This is a genomic window from Streptomyces sp. CA-135486 (assembly GCF_050936555.1).
Classification (GTDB): Bacteria; Actinomycetota; Actinomycetes; order Streptomycetales; family Streptomycetaceae; genus Streptomyces.
The window spans coordinates 3666107-3681929 of the sequence record NZ_JBNJMM010000001.1 but is presented as its reverse complement, the minus strand read 5'-3'; the positions used below and the strand labels follow the sequence as shown (position 1 = coordinate 3681929).

The following is a 15823-nucleotide window of genomic DNA, read 5'->3' as shown; positions in this document are numbered from 1 at the left end:
CGCCACAGTCGTTGGACGCTTGCCGACGGTCACCTTGATTGACTGTTGTCGTCAATCCATTCCGGCACACCGGCAGCCGCCTGCGAGGATGTCCGACATGAGCCTCGCCATCGACATCACCGGGGTGCCGGCGGAGCGCCTGTTGTTCGCGGCGTCTCCGCTGGCGGAGCTGACCGCGATGCTGCACGTGCTGGCGGTGCCGGAGCATCATCCGGCGTACCAGGGCTGGGCGGCCGGGACGCGGGCGGCGCTGGAGCCGGATCTGGCGGAGCGGCTGCTCGAAGCCGAGTTCCTGTGGCGGTCGTCGCGGGCGGACTTCCTCCTGCCGGGCCGTCCGGCGGCGACCTTGGAGGAGGAGCTGGACGAGGTCGACCGTCTCGACGACGAGACATATGTGTCCGCGGCCCTCGTCACGACCTGCGGAGCCAACCGGTTGCAGTTCGGCATGCCGTCGCCGCTGACGGACCCGGCGAACCGGGAGCGCGCCCTGGATCTCGCCCAGGCCCGTGGGCCGCGCCAGGCGTCCTTCGCGGACCGGCTGATCGCGGATCCGCCGATGGTACGGGCCCGAGTGCGCCGGATGCTGGAGGACTGCGAGCCGGCTTTCTTCACGGAGAACTGGCGGCACGTCAGGCCGAAGATCGCGGCAGATCTGCGGCTGAAGATGGATCTGCTGGCCCGGCGCGGCCTCGCCGACACCCTGGCATCGGTGTCCCGGGCCGTCACCCTGGACGAGGAGCGGCAGCAGATCGTCATCGACAAACTGCAGGACAACGCGGCGAGCGCGGCGGGGGGAATGACGTTCGTGCCCACGGTGTTCGGCCACCCGCACCTGGTCGTGGTGCATGCCCCCGGCCGGCGTCCGGTGGTCCAGTACCCCGTCACGGTCCACGGACTGCCGGAGCCGGTACCCATGGAGCTGGTGAATCTGCGTCTGGAGGCACTGTCCCATCCGGTGCGCATCCGGCTGGTGCGTACGCTCGCCCGTGGATCCCACACGACAGGCGAGCTGGCCTCGGCCTGGTCCCTGACCACCCCGGAGGTCTCGCGGCACCTGGCTGTGCTGCGCAAGGCCGGCCTGCTGACCACGCGGCGTCGCGGCCGCTACGTGCTGTACGAGCTCGATGCGGCTGCGACAGCGGCACTGGGTACCGACTTGATGGATGCCGTACTGCGCTGAACGCGGCACCGGTCCCCAGGGGCCGAGCCGCCGCCAAGCAGCGGCAGCGGACTCCTGCCCCTTCAACGCTGACGATGTTCGGAGCTGGGCGTGAAGGGCTGCGTGCGGGCGATGAGCAGGGCGACGTCGTCGGGGTCGTCGGGACGCCGGAGTTCGTGAAGGAGCCGGTCGCAGGTTTCCTCCAGGGAGTGGTCGGGCCGGTCGAGCAGGTGGCGGAGGGTTTCCAGGCGTTCGTCGATGGGGTGGTGGCGGGTTTCAACCAGTCCGTCGGTATACAGGACCAGCTGGTCGCCGGGGCCGAGGTCGAAGGTGGTGGTCTCGAAGGCGACGCCGCCCACTCCCAACGGGATGCCGGTGGGCAGGTCGAGCAGTTCGGGATGCTGGCCGCTGCGTACGAGGGCCGGGGGCAGGTGGCCGGCGGTGGCGATGTGGCACTGGGCGCGGTGTGGGTCGTAGACGGCGTACACGCAGGTCGCGATGTAATGCCCCAGCCCGGAGGTGATCCTGTCGAGGTGCTGGAGGACCTGGGCGGGGTCGAGGTCGAGGTCGGCGAAGGCACTGGTGGCGGTACGCAGGCGGCCCATGGTGGCGGCGGCGTCAATGCCGCTGCCCATGACGTCGCCCACGACGAGTGCGGTCTTGTCGCTGTCGAGCGGGAGGAGGTCGTACCAGTCGCCGCCGATCTCGTAGGTGGCCTGGGCCGGCCGGTACCGGGAGGCAACCTCCAGGCCTGGCAGGTGCGGCGGGTGTTCCGGAAGGAGGCTTCGTTGCAGGGTCTCGGCGGCATTGCGCACGCTCTGGTGCGAACGGGCGTTGTCGATGCACACGGCGGCACGGGAGGCCAGTTCAGCAGCGACGGCGAGGTCGTCCTCGTCGAAGGGCAGCGGGTTGCGGGCGCGGGTGAGACCCACGAAACCGAGGATCTGGCCGCGGGCTGTGAGCGGGGCCAGCATGCAGGAGTGCACGCCGGCGCGGGCCAGCAGCGTGGCGGCGTGGTTGTCGCGGGCGAGGCGCGCCAGGTCGCTGTTGTCCGCGTGGGTGATCAGGATCGGGCGGCCGGTGCGTACGCACTGGGTGGCCAGCCGGTCGGGGGCGTAAGCGGCGACATGGCCGGGTGGGCCGGCGGCCTCAGCGGCCTCGGTCGGGTAGGCGGCCTGCACCGCCAGGGCGCGAAAGAGCGCGGGGCCGTCGCGGGCGGCTGGGTGGCCGCCTTCCAGGACGGAGTCGAGGACGTCGACCGCGACCACGTCGGCGAGTTCGGGAACGATGACCTCGGCCAGCTCTTGGGCGGTCCGTTCCACCTCCAAGGTGGTGCCGATACGAACGGAGCCGTCGGCGATCAGGGCCAGCCGACGCCGGGCCCCCGCAGCCTCCATGGCTGCCTGATACCGGTCGGTTACATCCACCACCAGGTCGGCCACCCCGAGAACACGCCCCTGAGGGTCCTCCAGCCGGTACAACGAGACCGACCAGGCATGCTTGCGGTCATCGGCGGGGGTCCGGCCGACGATGGTGGACTGGTCGACCATGGGGATCCCGGTCTTGAGGACCTGCCGCATCCCGGCCTCGGGCACCTCGAACTTCGCAGAGGTCATGATCTCGCGGTAGTGCCGGCCGAGGTGGTCTTTCGCGGGTATGCCGTGCATCCGCTCCAGGGCGGGGTTGACGGCCAGGTACCGCAGATCGGTGTCGAGGATCGCCAGCCCAATGGGGGACTGGGAGATCAGCCGGGTGGACAGGGCGACATCCCGCTCCACCTGTCGCAACGTCGGTGAGTCGGTGGCGAGCCCGAGAGCGTAGAAGTCGCCGCGGTCGTTCAGCAGACGCATGTTGCGCAGCTCCACCAACCGGGTGCTGCCGTCCTTGTGCCGGACGGGGAACGCCCCGGCCCAGCTCTGTCCGGTCTCCATGACCTCGGCGAACTGCTTGATCACCCAGTCCCAGTGCTGTTCGTGGAGGAGCAGCGGCGCCGCGTACTGCCCGAGCGCCTCTTGGGCGGTGTAGCCGTACAGGTCCTCGGCCTGCGGGCTCCACAGAACGATCCGCCCGTCGGCGTCCAGCAGCACAGCGGCGACACCGAGAAGGTCCATGAGCCCGCTCGGCTGCGATGGTCTTCCCTCAGCCCGACCGGTGTCATCCCGAGGCCCTTCGGCTGCGCTCACCCGGCACTCCTTCCACCTGCCGGACCGCGTGGGCCGTCCCCCGCCCCGGTCCGTGGCCTGTCCACTCGTCTGCCGCCTGCCCCCTTGTCCATTGGGTGCTCCGGCTTCCATGGTCCTCCCGGATCGGCCGACCGCACACCCCGCCCGTACGGGGTTCGCCGGACCGCCCGGCCCGCGAGGTGACCGGCCGGCGGGCGGCCCGACGTCAGGAGGTGATGGCGGGGAAGACCTGGCTCAGCAGGTGCTGGAAGGTGCGCCGCTCGTCCTCGCCCAGTTCTTCCAGCCCACTGAGCATGGACATCAGCTCGGCGCGGATCAGGCGGACGGTCCGCTCCCCCTCCTCGGTCAGCATCACCATCTTGATCCGCCGGTCGGCGGGGTCGGCCTCGCGGCGAACCAGCTCGTGCGCCTCCAACCGGTCCACGATCCCGGTGACGTTCGAGGCGTCGCAGGCGAGCAGATCGGCGAGGGTCCGCATGGACATCGGCTGCCGGAGCAGGCTGAGCATCTTGCCCTGCATGAGGGTGAGGCCGCGCTTCGCCGCCACCACGGCGAAGTTCCGGTAGTAGCCGGCCGCGGCCTGTGCGAGTTGGTCCATCAGCTGAACGGGCGTGGGCGCGGAAACCGCGCGAGGTGAAGTCGGCGCGGGCGGGACGGTGCGAGTCATGGCTCAAGTGTAGGCGAAACAACTTGACAACCTTAACTATCGAGGATTACCTTCAACGCATTACTTGAAGACATCAACAATCCATGCCTTCAATCTCCCTGGAAGGTTCGACCTCGTGAGTCACGTCCCCACCCCTGCCAAGGAGCGTGGCAGCACACCCCTGGTCCTCGCGCTCGGCCTCGCCGCGATGGTGGTGGCCATGGCCCAGACACAGGTCATCCCGATCCTCGCCCTGCTCCAGAACGAACTGCACACCAGCGCCGCCGGTGTCAGCTGGGTGACCACCGCCGCCCTGCTCTCCGCAGCCGTCTTCACCCCGCTGCTCGGCCGCGTCGGCGACCAGTACGGAAAGAAGCGCACGCTGGTGGCCGTCCTGGTGGTGATGGTCATCGGCTCGGTCATCGCCGCGACCACGACCTCGCTGGCGCTGCTCATCGTCGGCCGGGTGCTCCAGGGCTCCGCCACCGCGATCTTTCCGCTCGCCCTGTCGGTGCTCCGCGACGAGGTCAGGCACGAGAAGCTGCACGGGGCGATGGCGCTGGTGAGCGGCACCCTGGCGTTTGGCAGCGGCCTCTCGCTCGTCGCCACCGGGCTGCTCACCCAGGGCGGCCACCCCGACTACCACCTGGTCTTCTGGTTCTCCACCGCCCTGACCGTGCTAGCCCTGGCCGCGGTTGCGCTCGTCGTCCCGCACGGCGGCTCACCCACGGGCGGCCGGATCGACCTCCTCGGCGCCGTCACCCTCGCCCTCTTCCTGGTCCTGCTGCTGCTCGGGATCTCCCAGGGCCATGAGTGGGGCTGGTCCTCGGGACGCATCGTGGGCTGCCTCGTCGGCGCCGCGGCCACGGCCGTGGTCTGGGTCCTGGTCGAGCTGCGGGTCGCCAACCCGCTCGTGGACATGCGGATGTTCGTGCACCGTCAGGTGCTCTTCACCAACCTGGCCGGGCTCTTCGTCGGCTTCGCCGCCTTCGCGCAGTTCATCGGCATCTCCTACCTGGTCCAGATGCCACAGCGGATCACCGGGTACGGCTTCACCGCCTCCGTGCTGCGTGCCTCCGTCGAGTATCTGCTGCCCAGCGCCCTGATCGCCCTGGTGGCAGCCCCGGTCGGCGGCACCCTCGTCCGCCGGATCGGCGCCCGGTTCACGCTCGCGGTGGGCGCGCTCTTCGGCATCGCTGGCTTCGCCTGGCTGGCCTGGGGACACGGCGCGAGCGCTGCTGTGATCGCCGCGGGAATGCTCACCGGCGTCGCGATCTCGTTCGGTTACGCCGCGATGCCCGCGCTGATCGCGGCCAGCGTTCCGCTGCACCAGACCGGCATCGCCAACGGCATCAACTCCATCTCCCGGTCGGTGGGCAGCTCGATCGCCAGCGCGGTGGTCACCTCGTTGCTCGCCTCCAAGACAGTCACCTACGCCTCGGCCGGCGTGGCACTGCCCGCCGAGAGCCAGTTCACGCTGAGCTTTGTCATCGCCGCCGGTGCGCTCTTCCTTGCCGCCGCCGTGGCGCTGCTGGGGCTGAGCAAGCACCACCGCCCGCTCACCGCGTCCGTCCCGATGGCCGCGAGCAGCCCCGTCGAGGTGGCCGAGGCCGCCCCCGCGAAGCTCTGACGCACACGGCACAACCCTCGCGGCAGTGGCTGAGACCTCGCCCGGACAACGTCAGCCATGTCCCGCGCACTTGCCCGGTTCCCGCCGCTCTTCAAAAGCACACCAATCCCCACTGGAGCACCACATGCCCTCCGCGCTGTTCGTCGTCACCGCAGCCACCCACTGGACGCTCGCCGACGGGACGCCGCACCCGACCGGCTACTGGGCCGAGGAACTCGCCGAGCCCCACCGGATCTTCCGGGAGGCAGGCTACGAGATCACCATTGCCACACCCGGCGGCGTTGCCGCCACCGTCGACCAGGGCAGCCTGAGCGCTGCGGCCACCGGCGGCCAGGGGCGCGCCGACACCCTCGCCGCCTACCTCGACTCCATCCGGGCCTCGCTCGATGGCCCCGCCAAGCTGGAGGGCATCGACCCGGACGCGTACGACCTGGTCTTCTACCCCGGCGGCCACGGCCCGATGGAGGACCTCGCGGTCAATGAGGCCTCCGGCCGGATCCTGACCCGCGCACTCGACTCGGGCAAGCCGCTGGGCGTGGTCTGTCACGCACCCGCCGCCCTGCTCGCCGCCCGCCGCGAGGACGGCAGCTGGCCGTTCGCCGGCTACCGCATGACCGCGTTCACCAACGCGGAAGAAGCAGAGGTCGGTCTCGCCGACAACGCCAAGTGGCTGGTCCAGGACCGTCTCGTCGAGCTCGGCGCCGACTTCATCGAGGCCGCGCCGTTCACCCCCCACACCGTCATCGACCGCAACCTGTACACCGGTCAGAATCCCGGCTCCTCCGCCGAGCTGGCCCAGGAGCTGGTCGAGGCACTCTCCGCCGACGCCGACACCGTTGTGAAGCGGCTGCGCGCCACCTTCGACTCCGGCCGTACCAAGCCGCTCGCCTGGCGCCTCGGCCAGCTGGAGGCGCTGCGCTCGCTGCTGACCGAGCAGGCCGAGGTGTTCCAGGAGGCGCTCCACTCCGATCTGGGGAAGAGCCCTGCCGAGGCGTACCGCACCGAGGTCGGCTTCACGTTGAACGAACTCGACCACACCGTGCGGCACCTTGAGGAGTGGCTGCGCCCGAAGCCGGCCGCAGTTCCCGGGGCGTTGCTGCCCGCGGAGGCCCGGGTCGTACGGGACCCGCTCGGCGTCGTGCTGATCATCGCGCCGTGGAACTACCCGCTGCAGCTGGCCCTCGCCCCGCTGGTCGGCGCCCTCGCGGCGGGCAACACCGCCGTCATCAAGCCCAGCGAGCTGGCTCCGGCCACCTCTGCGGCAATGGCCCGCCTGCTTCCCCGCTACCTCGACCCGCAGGCCGTCACCGTCGTCGAGGGTGCCGTCCCGGAAACCACCGCGCTGCTGGCCCAGCGCTTCGACCACATCTTCTACACCGGCAACGGCACGGTCGGACGGATCGTCATGACGGCCGCCGCCAGGAACCTCACCCCGGTCACCCTGGAGCTCGGCGGCAAGAGCCCCGTCGTGGTCGAATCGGGCGTCGACCTCGCCGCCGCTGCCCAGCGGATCGCCGGGGGCAAGTTCCTCAACGCAGGCCAGACCTGCGTCGCCCCCGACTACATCCTCGCCATCGGCGACACCGCCGCCGCCCTCGAATCGCACCTGGCCGACGCCGTCAGCACGATGTACGGAGACGACCCGGCGCTCAGCCCCGCGTACGGACGGATCGTCAACGAGCGGCACTTCGACCGGCTCACGGCGCTACTGGGCGACGGGCGCATCGTCACCGGCGGCGGACACGACCGTGCGAGCCGCTACCTCGCTCCGACCGTCCTCGCCGACGTTTCCCCCGAGGCTCCGGTAATGCAGTCGGAGATCTTCGGCCCCATCCTGCCGATCATCGGCGTGCCCAGCCTCGACGCGGCGATCGCCTTCATCAACGAGCGCGACAAGCCTCTCGCTCTGTACGCCTTCACCGACTCGGCGCGGACCAAGCAGCGGCTGACCGAAGAAACCTCCTCCGGCGCTCTCACCTTTGGCCTTCCCGTCTTGCATCTGGCCGTCCCCGAGCTGCCGTTCGGCGGCGTCGGCGAGAGCGGTATGGGCCGCTACCACGGCGAATACTCCATCGACACGTTCAGCCATGCCAAGGCGATCCTCGACAAACCGCTGAGCTGACAGCCCGCGCTGCTGTGACAGCCCGCGACACCCGCCCGGCCGCTGCGGCAGCGGCCGGCACCACGAAAGGCACGACAGCATGAACACCTCTGGCCACCCCGAACACGGATCGGCCCCGGTCGACCACCGCGCGGCCGTTGCCGCGGAGACCGCCCGGTTCGTGGCCGTGGTCGACGGTGCGGACCTGGCAGCCCCGGTGCCCAGCTGCCCCGGGTGGACACTCGCCGACCTGGTCAAGCACACCGGAAGCGTGCAGCGCTGGTTCTCGGTCCTGCTGCGCGGACGCATCCAGGAACCCCCTCGGAGCCGCGACGTGGACCTGCGGCTGCCGGCACAGGACGACGGTTACGCAAACTGGCTGGCGGCCGGCGCCGCAGAGGCGGCGGGCGCTTTCGCTGCCACCGACCCGGACGTCCCGATGTGGGTGTGGGGGGCCGATCCCCACGCCGGGTTCTGGGCGCGCCGGATGCTGTTCGAGACCCTGCTGCACCGGGTCGACGCGGAGCTGGCGCTGGGGCTTTGCCCCTCGATCGATCCCGCGCTCGCGGCGGACGGCATCGACGAGTTCTTGGTCAACCTGCCGTTCGCCACGTTCTTCGCACCCAAGGTGGCCAACCTGCGCGGCGCCGACAGGACCATCCGCTTCCGGTGCACCGACGAGGACGGCGACTGGCTGGTCCGCCTGCGGCCCGACGGCTTCGGGCTCGACGCGGACGGCGCGGGAGCGGACACCGCCGCCGACGCGAGCGTCCAGGGAACCGCGGCCGATCTGCTGCTGCTCCTCTACGGCCGCCTCCAGCGTGATGCGGATGTCTTCGAGCGCGTCGGGGACGACGACCTGCTGGCGCACTGGTTCGCCAACTCCGAGTTCTGAGACGGCAGTTGCGCGCGTGGTCACCTCCGCGGCGCGCAGCCGGTTGCACCTGGTCGGCCCCGGCCGCCGACACGTGCGCGATGACGCGCCGGGCCGCGGGTTCCGGTCAGAACTCCTCGGACTCCGGGATCAGGTGCACGGCCGCCTCTTCGGCCGAGGCGGCTCCGTCGATGCCCACATCGTGAGCGATCAAGGACTTCTCGAGAATGGAGTGAGCGCCCTCGTCCGGAGCCACCAGGCGCCCGGCGCTCTCCTCCCCGACCTCGTCGTCGATCAGCTCGCCGTCCGTGTCCCAGGTATCGCCCAACCCGTCGCCCGCAGGTACGGAGACATCCTGCGCCTCCTGGGCCAGCCGCTCGTCGAGCGTCTCGCCGCGATGCTGCTCCGACGCCGTGGTGCCCACTTTCTCGACGGCCCAGGGCTGCTCCGGCGGGGAGTACCCGTCGCCCAGGATCTGCAGCGAGGGATCCTCGAGTGTGTCCTCGGCGTCCAGCAGCCCGGCATCGTCCTGTACCTCGGACCCGTCCGGCTGGTAGACGTCGTCGCCCATCCCACTCTCGGCCATCTCTCCTCCTCTGCTCCTCCCTGCCCTTCCAGTCTCCGCCGGGCAGGCCGGGACGTACACTCCACATCCGGGTTGCGCCCATGCGGTGAAGGAGACCCTGGGACAGACACCTTGTGGCTGCGCCCGATCGCGCCCCCTTGTCTCCCGCCGGGCGCCGCACGGCCCCGGCGGGACGATCGATCATTCGTGCTCAGCTGAGCCGGTCAGCGGGTGCGCACCGCCGTGATGGTGAAGCGTTCGACCTCGGCGACGTGCCCACCGGTGGTTGCGACAATCGTGAGCACCGGGTCGCTGGCGCCGGAGAAGGACACCGACTGTTTCCAGGGCTGGGCGTTGCCGCCCGCCGGGGTGCAGCACGAGGTGCCCAACGGCGCCGCGGACGACAGCTGCCGCACCTGCACGCGGATGCCCTCGTCCACGCCGGTGATCCGCCCGCCGGTCAGCAGTGGGGAGCGTACGAGCGACCCGTATCCGGGCATGGTCAGGGAGAACGTCGTGTCGTCGGTGCCCACGACCTCCCACGGGGCGTCCCGGCCGGTGCCGTACCGCACGAGGTGGACAACCGCCGCCGTGCCACCCTCGGGCCCGCTCCCTGCGACGCCGATGTGGGCGTCCGGACCGCTGACCTTGCGCGAGGAGATTCGGTTGATCTCCCGGAAGCCCAGGTAGCCCCGGGTGAAGAACAGTGCGGTCTGGTCCGCGTCGAGATGCCACGGCTGGTGTCCGCCCGAGCGATAGTCGCGCTGCCACGCCTGGGCTTGGGCGAGCGTGGCGAACGGCCACACGGGCTGAAAGCGCCCGGGGCCGAACGCCGGCGCACTCCCGCCGGGTGCGGGCGAGGTGGGCGCTTGCGTGCCCGGCTGTGTGGTCGCCGACGGGGCCGAGGGGGCGGGCGTGGCGGACGACTGCGAAGGGGTGGACGTAACCGGTGTGGCGGACGGCGATCCCGACGCCTTCGGAGACCCGCCGGAACTCCCGCAGGCCGTGAGCATCAGGCCGGCCACGGTCGTTGCGGCGAAGAGTCGGAATGGGAGCCAGCTGTTCATATGTGCCCCAAGAAACGTGAATGACCGCCGATACGGTCTGTGCGGCTATCGTGCCACCAGTCCGGTTGCTGTCACAGAGCCCCGGACCGGCCACATCCTCGCGGGTGAGCGGGTTCCCCGATGGACGCCGTTCAGTTCTCGGTCTTGTTTCGCGTGATCCAGGCGGCGTGCTGCCGCATCCGGACCCGGTCTTAGGGAAAGTACCCCTGCCACTGCTGGTCCAGCCGCAGCCAAGCCGCGGGCTGACCGTCCTCTGGAGTGAGTGGTGTCCCCCGGTCGACGATCGCCGCGAAGGACACCCCCATCGTGGCCGACCAGCCGGGACGGTACTGATGTTCTGACGGCCTCGACCGCGGGCCGCCGCAGGTGCCTGCGACGGCCAACGCGGGGGCGCGGCCCTCCATGGACACGACGATCCGTCACATCCTGCGGTCGATGAGGAACGGCAGGAGCGTAAGGATCTCGCCGACCGCCGTCGGTGCCAACGGGATGCTCGTCAGGCAGTCGCGGGCGCTGTCCACGTGGTGGTGGGCTTCGGCCAGCGTGGCTGAGCGTCCGCCCGCGTCTTCGATGAGCTCGGCGGCTCGGCGGGCGGCGGTGTCGTCGAGCGGATGGTCGGAGTTGAGGAGCGCGGCGAGGCGCCGTGCGGCCGGGCCGTCTGTGGTCAGGGCCGCGAGGACGGGGTACGTCTTCTTCAGCCGGCGTAGATCGTTGTGGACCGGTTTCCCCGTGACCTGCGGGTCTCCCCAGATTCCCAGCAGGTCGTCCACGGCCTGGAAGGCCACCCCGAGATGCCGACCGGCCTGGGCCAGGGTGTTGACGGTCGGCGTCGGAGCCCCCGCGAGCACGGCGCCCAGGCCGGCTGCGCAGCCGAGCAGCGCGCCGGTCTTGTGCTCTGCCATGGACCTGTACTCGTGTGGCCGCACCGCGTCGGGCCCCGTCCAGGGCCGGGACTCGAAGAGCAGGTCTTCGGCCTGACCGCGCGCCAGGTCGTTCAGTGTCCCCGCCAGGTGCCTGACCGCTGCTCCGCTGTGTACGGCGCGGGAGTTGGCCAGCGTCTCCACGGCGAGGGCGAAGAGTGCGTCTCCCGCCAGGACTGCGGGACCTGTGCCGTACGCCTTCCACACGGTCGCGCGCTGCCGGCGCGTCTCATCGCCGTCCATGATGTCGTCGTGCAGGAGCGAGAATGTGTGGATCAGCTCGACCGCGACCGCGCCGACGACGGCGTCCTCCCCGGGCGCGCCCGCGGCCTCGGCGCAGAGCACCGTGAGCGCTTGGCGTACTCCCTTGCCGTGCGGGCCGGGGACGAGTCTGCCGCCCACATTGCTCCAGCCAAGGGAGAAGGCAGCCATCTCGGCCGGCCAGGGGTGCAGGCGGTGGACTGCCTGTATGAGGGCCGGCCGCACGAGGTCGCGGCAACGGGCGAGAATCTGCGGTGCGGTGGCCTGGGCGGTTACGGGAAGCGTCATCGTCGGTCGTCTCCCTCGCCTGCCACCGTGGCAAGGGGCACCACCCCGAGTTCGGCATGAGCCTTGTCGACCATGTCCCGGGCGTGCCGCAGGCCGATCCGGTCGAGAGTACGGCGCAACTCGTCCAACTCCGCGGCGGTCTCGGCGTGGTCCCGGCCGAGGTGCGCGAGGGCCTTGACCAGCCCGAGCCGGGCCAGCGCCTCGCCCCGCGGCTCGCCCATGGCGCGGAACTCCGCGAGCGCCTCCTCGTAGACGTGGCGGGCTTCGCCGTAACGGCGGGCGCGGAAGAGCACGTTGGCACGCATCTTGTGGTTGTAGGCGAGCGCGCTGGACAACTTCATCTCGCGGCAGGTGAGTTCGGCCTCGGCGAGCAGGGAAAGGGCGCGCTCCGTGTCGTCGTCCCGCAGGGAAACGATGTCGGCCATGCCGCGCAGCGCCCACGCCCGGCCGCGCCGGTCGTCGGCCTTCCCGGCTATCTGAGCCGCTTCCTCGAACATCGCAAGAGCAGTGTCGTACGAGCCGGTGTTGCGGTGAATCTGCGCGATGCCCTCCAGCGCCCACACGGTGTGGCGTGCCTCGCCGCGTTTGCGCGCCTCGGCGAGCAGTTGCTCGTGCAGGGCGGCGACGGCCTGGTAGTCGCCCTGTATCCGTCCGGTCTCCGCCAGACCGGCGAGGGAGTAGCCGCGCGCAACGACGTCGCCGCCGCGCTTGCCCATGTCGGCGGCAAGTCCCAGCAGCCGGAAGGCCAGCGCCAGCGCGCCTCGCTGCCGGGCGAGCGTCCCACCGCTCCACAGCGCCCAGGCCATGGCCCCCAGATCACCGGCCGAGCGGGCGGCCCGGTAGCTGGCCTTCCAGGCCCGATCGGCTTCCTCGACGTTGCCCAGCCTGCGGTGCGCCTCGGCCACGGCGAGCCCGGACCGCGCCACCTCCTGCTGTGAGCCGGAGACTTCGGCCGCCCTCAAGTGCTGGGTTCCTTTGGCCAGTACGTCCGTGAGGGAGGAGTTCACCGACATTGCGGTGAGGGCGCCTTGGTACTCGGGCGCGAATGCCTTGCTGTGCATGGGTGCCTTTCGTGCGTGGCCAGGACAGTGGCGAGCAGCTATACGCTGCATGTATACATACAGCGTATAGCTATCTGGAGCTCTGGTCCTGGCCCGTGGGGGGTCCGGGAGCCGCCGGTCACCTGCGGCGAATGCGGCGGCCGCCTTGCTGTTGATCAAGACGGCTGTTGCGCGCTCGGGGTTGCTCGTTCGCGGCGAGTTTCCACCGGGGGTGCCCGTCCGGCAGTCAGAGTTCCGCGTCGAGGATGTCCAGCCACGCCGTGCCGTCCACGCTCCCGCCGGGCCGGTGCAGCGACAGGGCCGCCCAGATGACCTTCCCCTGGGGCGTGTAGCGGGTGCCCCAGCGGTCCGCCATCTGCGCGACGAGGAACAGCCCGCGGCCTCCTTCATCCATCGTGGCCGCATACCGCAGATGGGGCGAGGTGCTACTGCCGTCGGCCACCTCGCAGGTCAGGGCGCGGTCGCGCAGCAGTCGCATCGTGACCGGCGCCGAGCCGTAGCGAATGGCGTTGGTGATCAGCTCGCTGAGCACCAGCTCCATGGCGAACGCGAGCTCGGACAGACCCCATTCGTCCAGCTTCTCGGCCACGGCGGCACGCATCCCTGCCACGGCGGCGGGATCGAACGGCACGTCCCAGCTGGCGACGTGGTCGGGCGGGATGGCCCGGGTGCGGGCGATGAGCAGCGCCACATCGTCCTTCGGTCGGCCGGGCAGCAGTTCGTCGAGCACCGCCTGACAGCTCTCCTCCGGCGTCCGGTCGGGATGCGACGACAGGGCCTGACGCAGCAGCTCCATCCCCACGTCGATGTCCCGGGTGCGGTCCTCGATGAGCCCGTCGGTGTAAAGGACGAGCTGCGTGCCCTCTGCCAGCTCCAGCTCGGCGGCCTCGAACGGCATACCGCCCAGGCCCAGCGGCAGCCCGGCCGGCAGATCGGGGAACGACACACTGCCGTCGGGGTGAACCAGCGCGGGCACGGGGTGCCCGGCCCGCGCCATGGCGCAGTGGCAGGAGACGGGATCGTAGATCGCGTACAGGCAGGTGGCGCCCATGACCCCCGCACCGACGGCGGCCCCGGCCTCCTCCTGGTCGATACGACCGACCAGGTCGTCGAGATGACTGAGGATCTCGTCGGGCGGCAGGTCGAGGGTGGAGAAGTTGTGGACCGCCGTGCGCAGCCGTCCCATCGTGGCGGCCGCGTGCAGGCCGTGGCCCACGACATCCCCGACGACCAGCGCCACGCGATTGCCCGGAAGCGGGATCACATCGAACCAGTCCCCGCTCACCCCGGACAGCGCAGGCAGGTAGCGGTGGGCGACATCGAGGGCACTCTGCTCGGGCAGGGCCCGCGGCAGCAGGCTGCGCTGCAGAGCCACGGCCAGGGTGTGCTCACGGGTGTAGCGGCGGGCGTTGTCGATACTGACCGCGGCCCGGGCGACCAGTTCCTCGGCCAGGGACAGGTCGTCCTCCTCGAACGGCTGGGGTTTCTCCGAGCGCCAGAAGTTGGCGACGCCCAGGATGACGCCCCGCGCCTGGAGGGGCACGGTGATGAGCGAATGGATGCCGTACTCGACGATCATCCGTGTCCGCTGCGGGTCCTGGGCAAGCCAGCCGGACGCGGCGGACAGGTCGGGCACCAGTTCCGACCGGCCGCTGCCGAGACCCCGTGCCTGCGGTGTGGAGGGGAGGAACTCGATCAGGCGGTCGAGTTCATAGAGGGGATGGTCGTCCCGGATGCCGTGGACGGCGGTACGGCGCATGTCGCCCGTACCGGCCGGCTCCTCCCCGCGCAGCACTGGGTCGGCCAGATCGACGGTGACGAAGTCGGCGAACCGGGGGACCGCGACCTTCGCCAGTTCCTCGGCCGTACGCACCACGTCGAGGGTGGTACCGATGCCCAGACCGGCGTCGTACAGCAGTTTCAGCCGCTCGCGGGCCATCTCCGCCCTGCCGTACAGCGCCCGCAGCTCCGTGGAGTCACGCAGGGTCGCGACCGTCCCCTTGGGGCCACCGTGTCGATCCGTGGGCCGCTGGTTCACCACAAGCAACCGTTCCCCGGCCAGGTGCACCTCGTCCGTGGCCACGCGGCCCGAGGTCAGCAGCTCCACCGTGCTGGGATCAAGGCTGGGCAGCTGGGAGATGTGCCGCCCCTCGGCGTCGGGCGGCACCTCCAGAAGCCGTCTGGCCTCGTCGTTCGCCAGCAGCAGCTGACCGGCGTTGCCGACGATGAGCACACCTTCGCGGACGGCGTGCAGCACGGCGTCGTGATGCTCGTACATACGGGTCATCTCGGCCGGGCCCAGCCGGTGCGTCTGCCGCCGCAGCCGCCTGGCCACCAGCGCCGTCCCGGCCGTGGCCAGGGCGAGCGCGGCCGCTCCGGCGCCGAGGATGATCGGCAGCTGCCGGTCCACCACGCTGCTCACGTTCTTGACCTTCAAGCCGGCGGACACCAGGGCCACGACGTTGCCCTTGGCATCGAAGATGGGCACGACCGCCTGCACCTCGTGGCCGAGCGGGCCATTGACGCTCTCTGTGTAGACGCGGCCTGCCAGCGAGGGCTCGATGGTGCCGACGAACCTCTTCCCGATCCGGTCCGGCTGGGGATGCGAGTAGCGGATCCCCTTCGTGTCCATCACCACGATGAAGTCGACGCCGGCCGCCTTCCGTCCCGCCTCGGTCAGCGGCTGGAGCACCTTGGAAGGATCAGGGGCCTTCAGCGCGGCCAGAACGCCCGGAGAGTGCGCGAAGGTCTCCGCGACGGCAACTGAACGGTGCTTCGCCTCCGTGCTGCTGTCGTGCCGTGACTGCAGCACAAGCGCCAGCACCGCGGTCGCCACGAGCAGCACCACGACAGCCACCTGCAGAGCGAAGACCTGACCGGCCACGCTCCGGGGATATTTATCGGCCAGTGACCGAACCGGTGCGCCCCGGAATCGGTCGAAACGTTTGACCACGTTAACCGTTCTAACACCGCGAGGCGCTCAGCGGCACATTAATGGGCTGCTGACTGGCCGAGGGCCTCCAGCCGTCGGCCGGCCTGGATGCTGCTGGTCACCGGCGGTGGGCCCA

General features: G+C 70.5%; 11 protein-coding genes. 4 read left to right on the top strand and 7 right to left on the bottom strand.

Annotated elements, in window-relative coordinates; genetic code table 11:
• Positions 1-97 precede the first annotated feature (97 nt).
• On the top strand, positions 98-1180 hold the full coding sequence (locus tag ACQEVG_RS16645) for a DUF5937 family protein (protein WP_432983706.1): 1083 nt from the start codon (positions 98-100) through the stop codon (positions 1178-1180).
• Between the two features lie 62 nt (positions 1181-1242).
• Here ACQEVG_RS16645 and ACQEVG_RS16640 read toward each other — a convergent pair whose 3' ends face one another.
• Entirely contained in the window at positions 1243-3270 is a 2028-nt protein-coding gene (locus tag ACQEVG_RS16640) for a SpoIIE family protein phosphatase (RefSeq protein ID WP_432983703.1), read from the bottom strand.
• Positions 3271-3547: 277 nt separating this feature from the next.
• A complete protein-coding gene (locus ACQEVG_RS16635; protein WP_432983700.1) occupies positions 3548-4009 on the bottom strand; it encodes a MarR family winged helix-turn-helix transcriptional regulator in 462 nt (153 codons plus the stop codon).
• 115 nt (positions 4010-4124) lie between these two features.
• Between ACQEVG_RS16635 and ACQEVG_RS16630 the strand changes: the two genes are divergently transcribed.
• From ACQEVG_RS16630 to ACQEVG_RS16620, 3 genes are all read left to right on the top strand, one after another.
• On the top strand, positions 4125-5618 hold the full coding sequence (locus ACQEVG_RS16630) for an MFS transporter (RefSeq protein ID WP_432983697.1): 1494 nt from the start codon (positions 4125-4127) through the stop codon (positions 5616-5618).
• A 124-nt stretch (positions 5619-5742) separates the two neighbouring features.
• Positions 5743-7740 (top strand): aldehyde dehydrogenase family protein, encoded by a 1998-nt coding sequence (locus tag ACQEVG_RS16625; RefSeq protein WP_432983694.1) that lies wholly within the window; start codon positions 5743-5745, stop codon positions 7738-7740.
• A gap of 79 nt (positions 7741-7819) precedes the next feature.
• Positions 7820-8614, top strand: coding sequence for a maleylpyruvate isomerase family mycothiol-dependent enzyme (locus ACQEVG_RS16620; RefSeq protein WP_432983691.1), 795 nt, complete (start codon positions 7820-7822; stop codon positions 8612-8614).
• A gap of 106 nt (positions 8615-8720) precedes the next feature.
• On the opposite strand, the gene ACQEVG_RS16615 is transcribed toward ACQEVG_RS16620, so the two are convergent.
• The 5 genes from ACQEVG_RS16615 to ACQEVG_RS16595 form a co-directional block, all read right to left on the bottom strand.
• Positions 8721-9179: a DUF5709 domain-containing protein gene (locus tag ACQEVG_RS16615; RefSeq protein ID WP_432983688.1), complete on the bottom strand. Its 459-nt coding sequence runs from the start codon at positions 9177-9179 to the stop codon at positions 8721-8723.
• Between the two features lie 203 nt (positions 9180-9382).
• On the bottom strand, positions 9383-9964 hold the full coding sequence (locus ACQEVG_RS16610; RefSeq protein ID WP_432983685.1) for a hypothetical protein: 582 nt from the start codon (positions 9962-9964) through the stop codon (positions 9383-9385).
• 680 nt (positions 9965-10644) lie between these two features.
• Complete coding sequence (locus tag ACQEVG_RS16605; protein ID WP_432983682.1) at positions 10645-11694, bottom strand: polyprenyl synthetase family protein; 1050 nt, start codon at positions 11692-11694, stop codon at positions 10645-10647.
• Positions 11691-12755, bottom strand: coding sequence for a tetratricopeptide repeat protein (locus tag ACQEVG_RS16600; RefSeq protein ID WP_432983678.1), 1065 nt, complete (start codon positions 12753-12755; stop codon positions 11691-11693). Before ACQEVG_RS16600 ends, ACQEVG_RS16605 begins: the two co-directional genes overlap by 4 nt.
• 226 nt (positions 12756-12981) lie before the next feature.
• A complete protein-coding gene (locus ACQEVG_RS16595) occupies positions 12982-15663 on the bottom strand; it encodes a SpoIIE family protein phosphatase (protein WP_432985398.1) in 2682 nt (893 codons plus the stop codon).
• Positions 15664-15823 lie beyond the last annotated feature (160 nt).

Coding starts and splice junctions, on each gene's coding strand:
- ACQEVG_RS16605 (WP_432983682.1), bottom strand. CDS start 11,694: ATGACGCTTCCCGTAACCGCCCAGGCCACCGCACCGCAGATTCTCGCC.
- ACQEVG_RS16635 (WP_432983700.1), bottom strand. CDS start 4,009: ATGACTCGCACCGTCCCGCCCGCGCCGACTTCACCTCGCGCGGTTTCC.
- ACQEVG_RS16645 (WP_432983706.1), top strand. CDS start 98: ATGAGCCTCGCCATCGACATCACCGGGGTGCCGGCGGAGCGCCTGTTG.
- ACQEVG_RS16625 (WP_432983694.1), top strand. CDS start 5,743: ATGCCCTCCGCGCTGTTCGTCGTCACCGCAGCCACCCACTGGACGCTC.
- ACQEVG_RS16615 (WP_432983688.1), bottom strand. CDS start 9,179: ATGGCCGAGAGTGGGATGGGCGACGACGTCTACCAGCCGGACGGGTCC.
- ACQEVG_RS16640 (WP_432983703.1), bottom strand. CDS start 3,270: ATGGACCTTCTCGGTGTCGCCGCTGTGCTGCTGGACGCCGACGGGCGG.
- ACQEVG_RS16600 (WP_432983678.1), bottom strand. CDS start 12,755: ATGCACAGCAAGGCATTCGCGCCCGAGTACCAAGGCGCCCTCACCGCA.
- ACQEVG_RS16620 (WP_432983691.1), top strand. CDS start 7,820: ATGAACACCTCTGGCCACCCCGAACACGGATCGGCCCCGGTCGACCAC.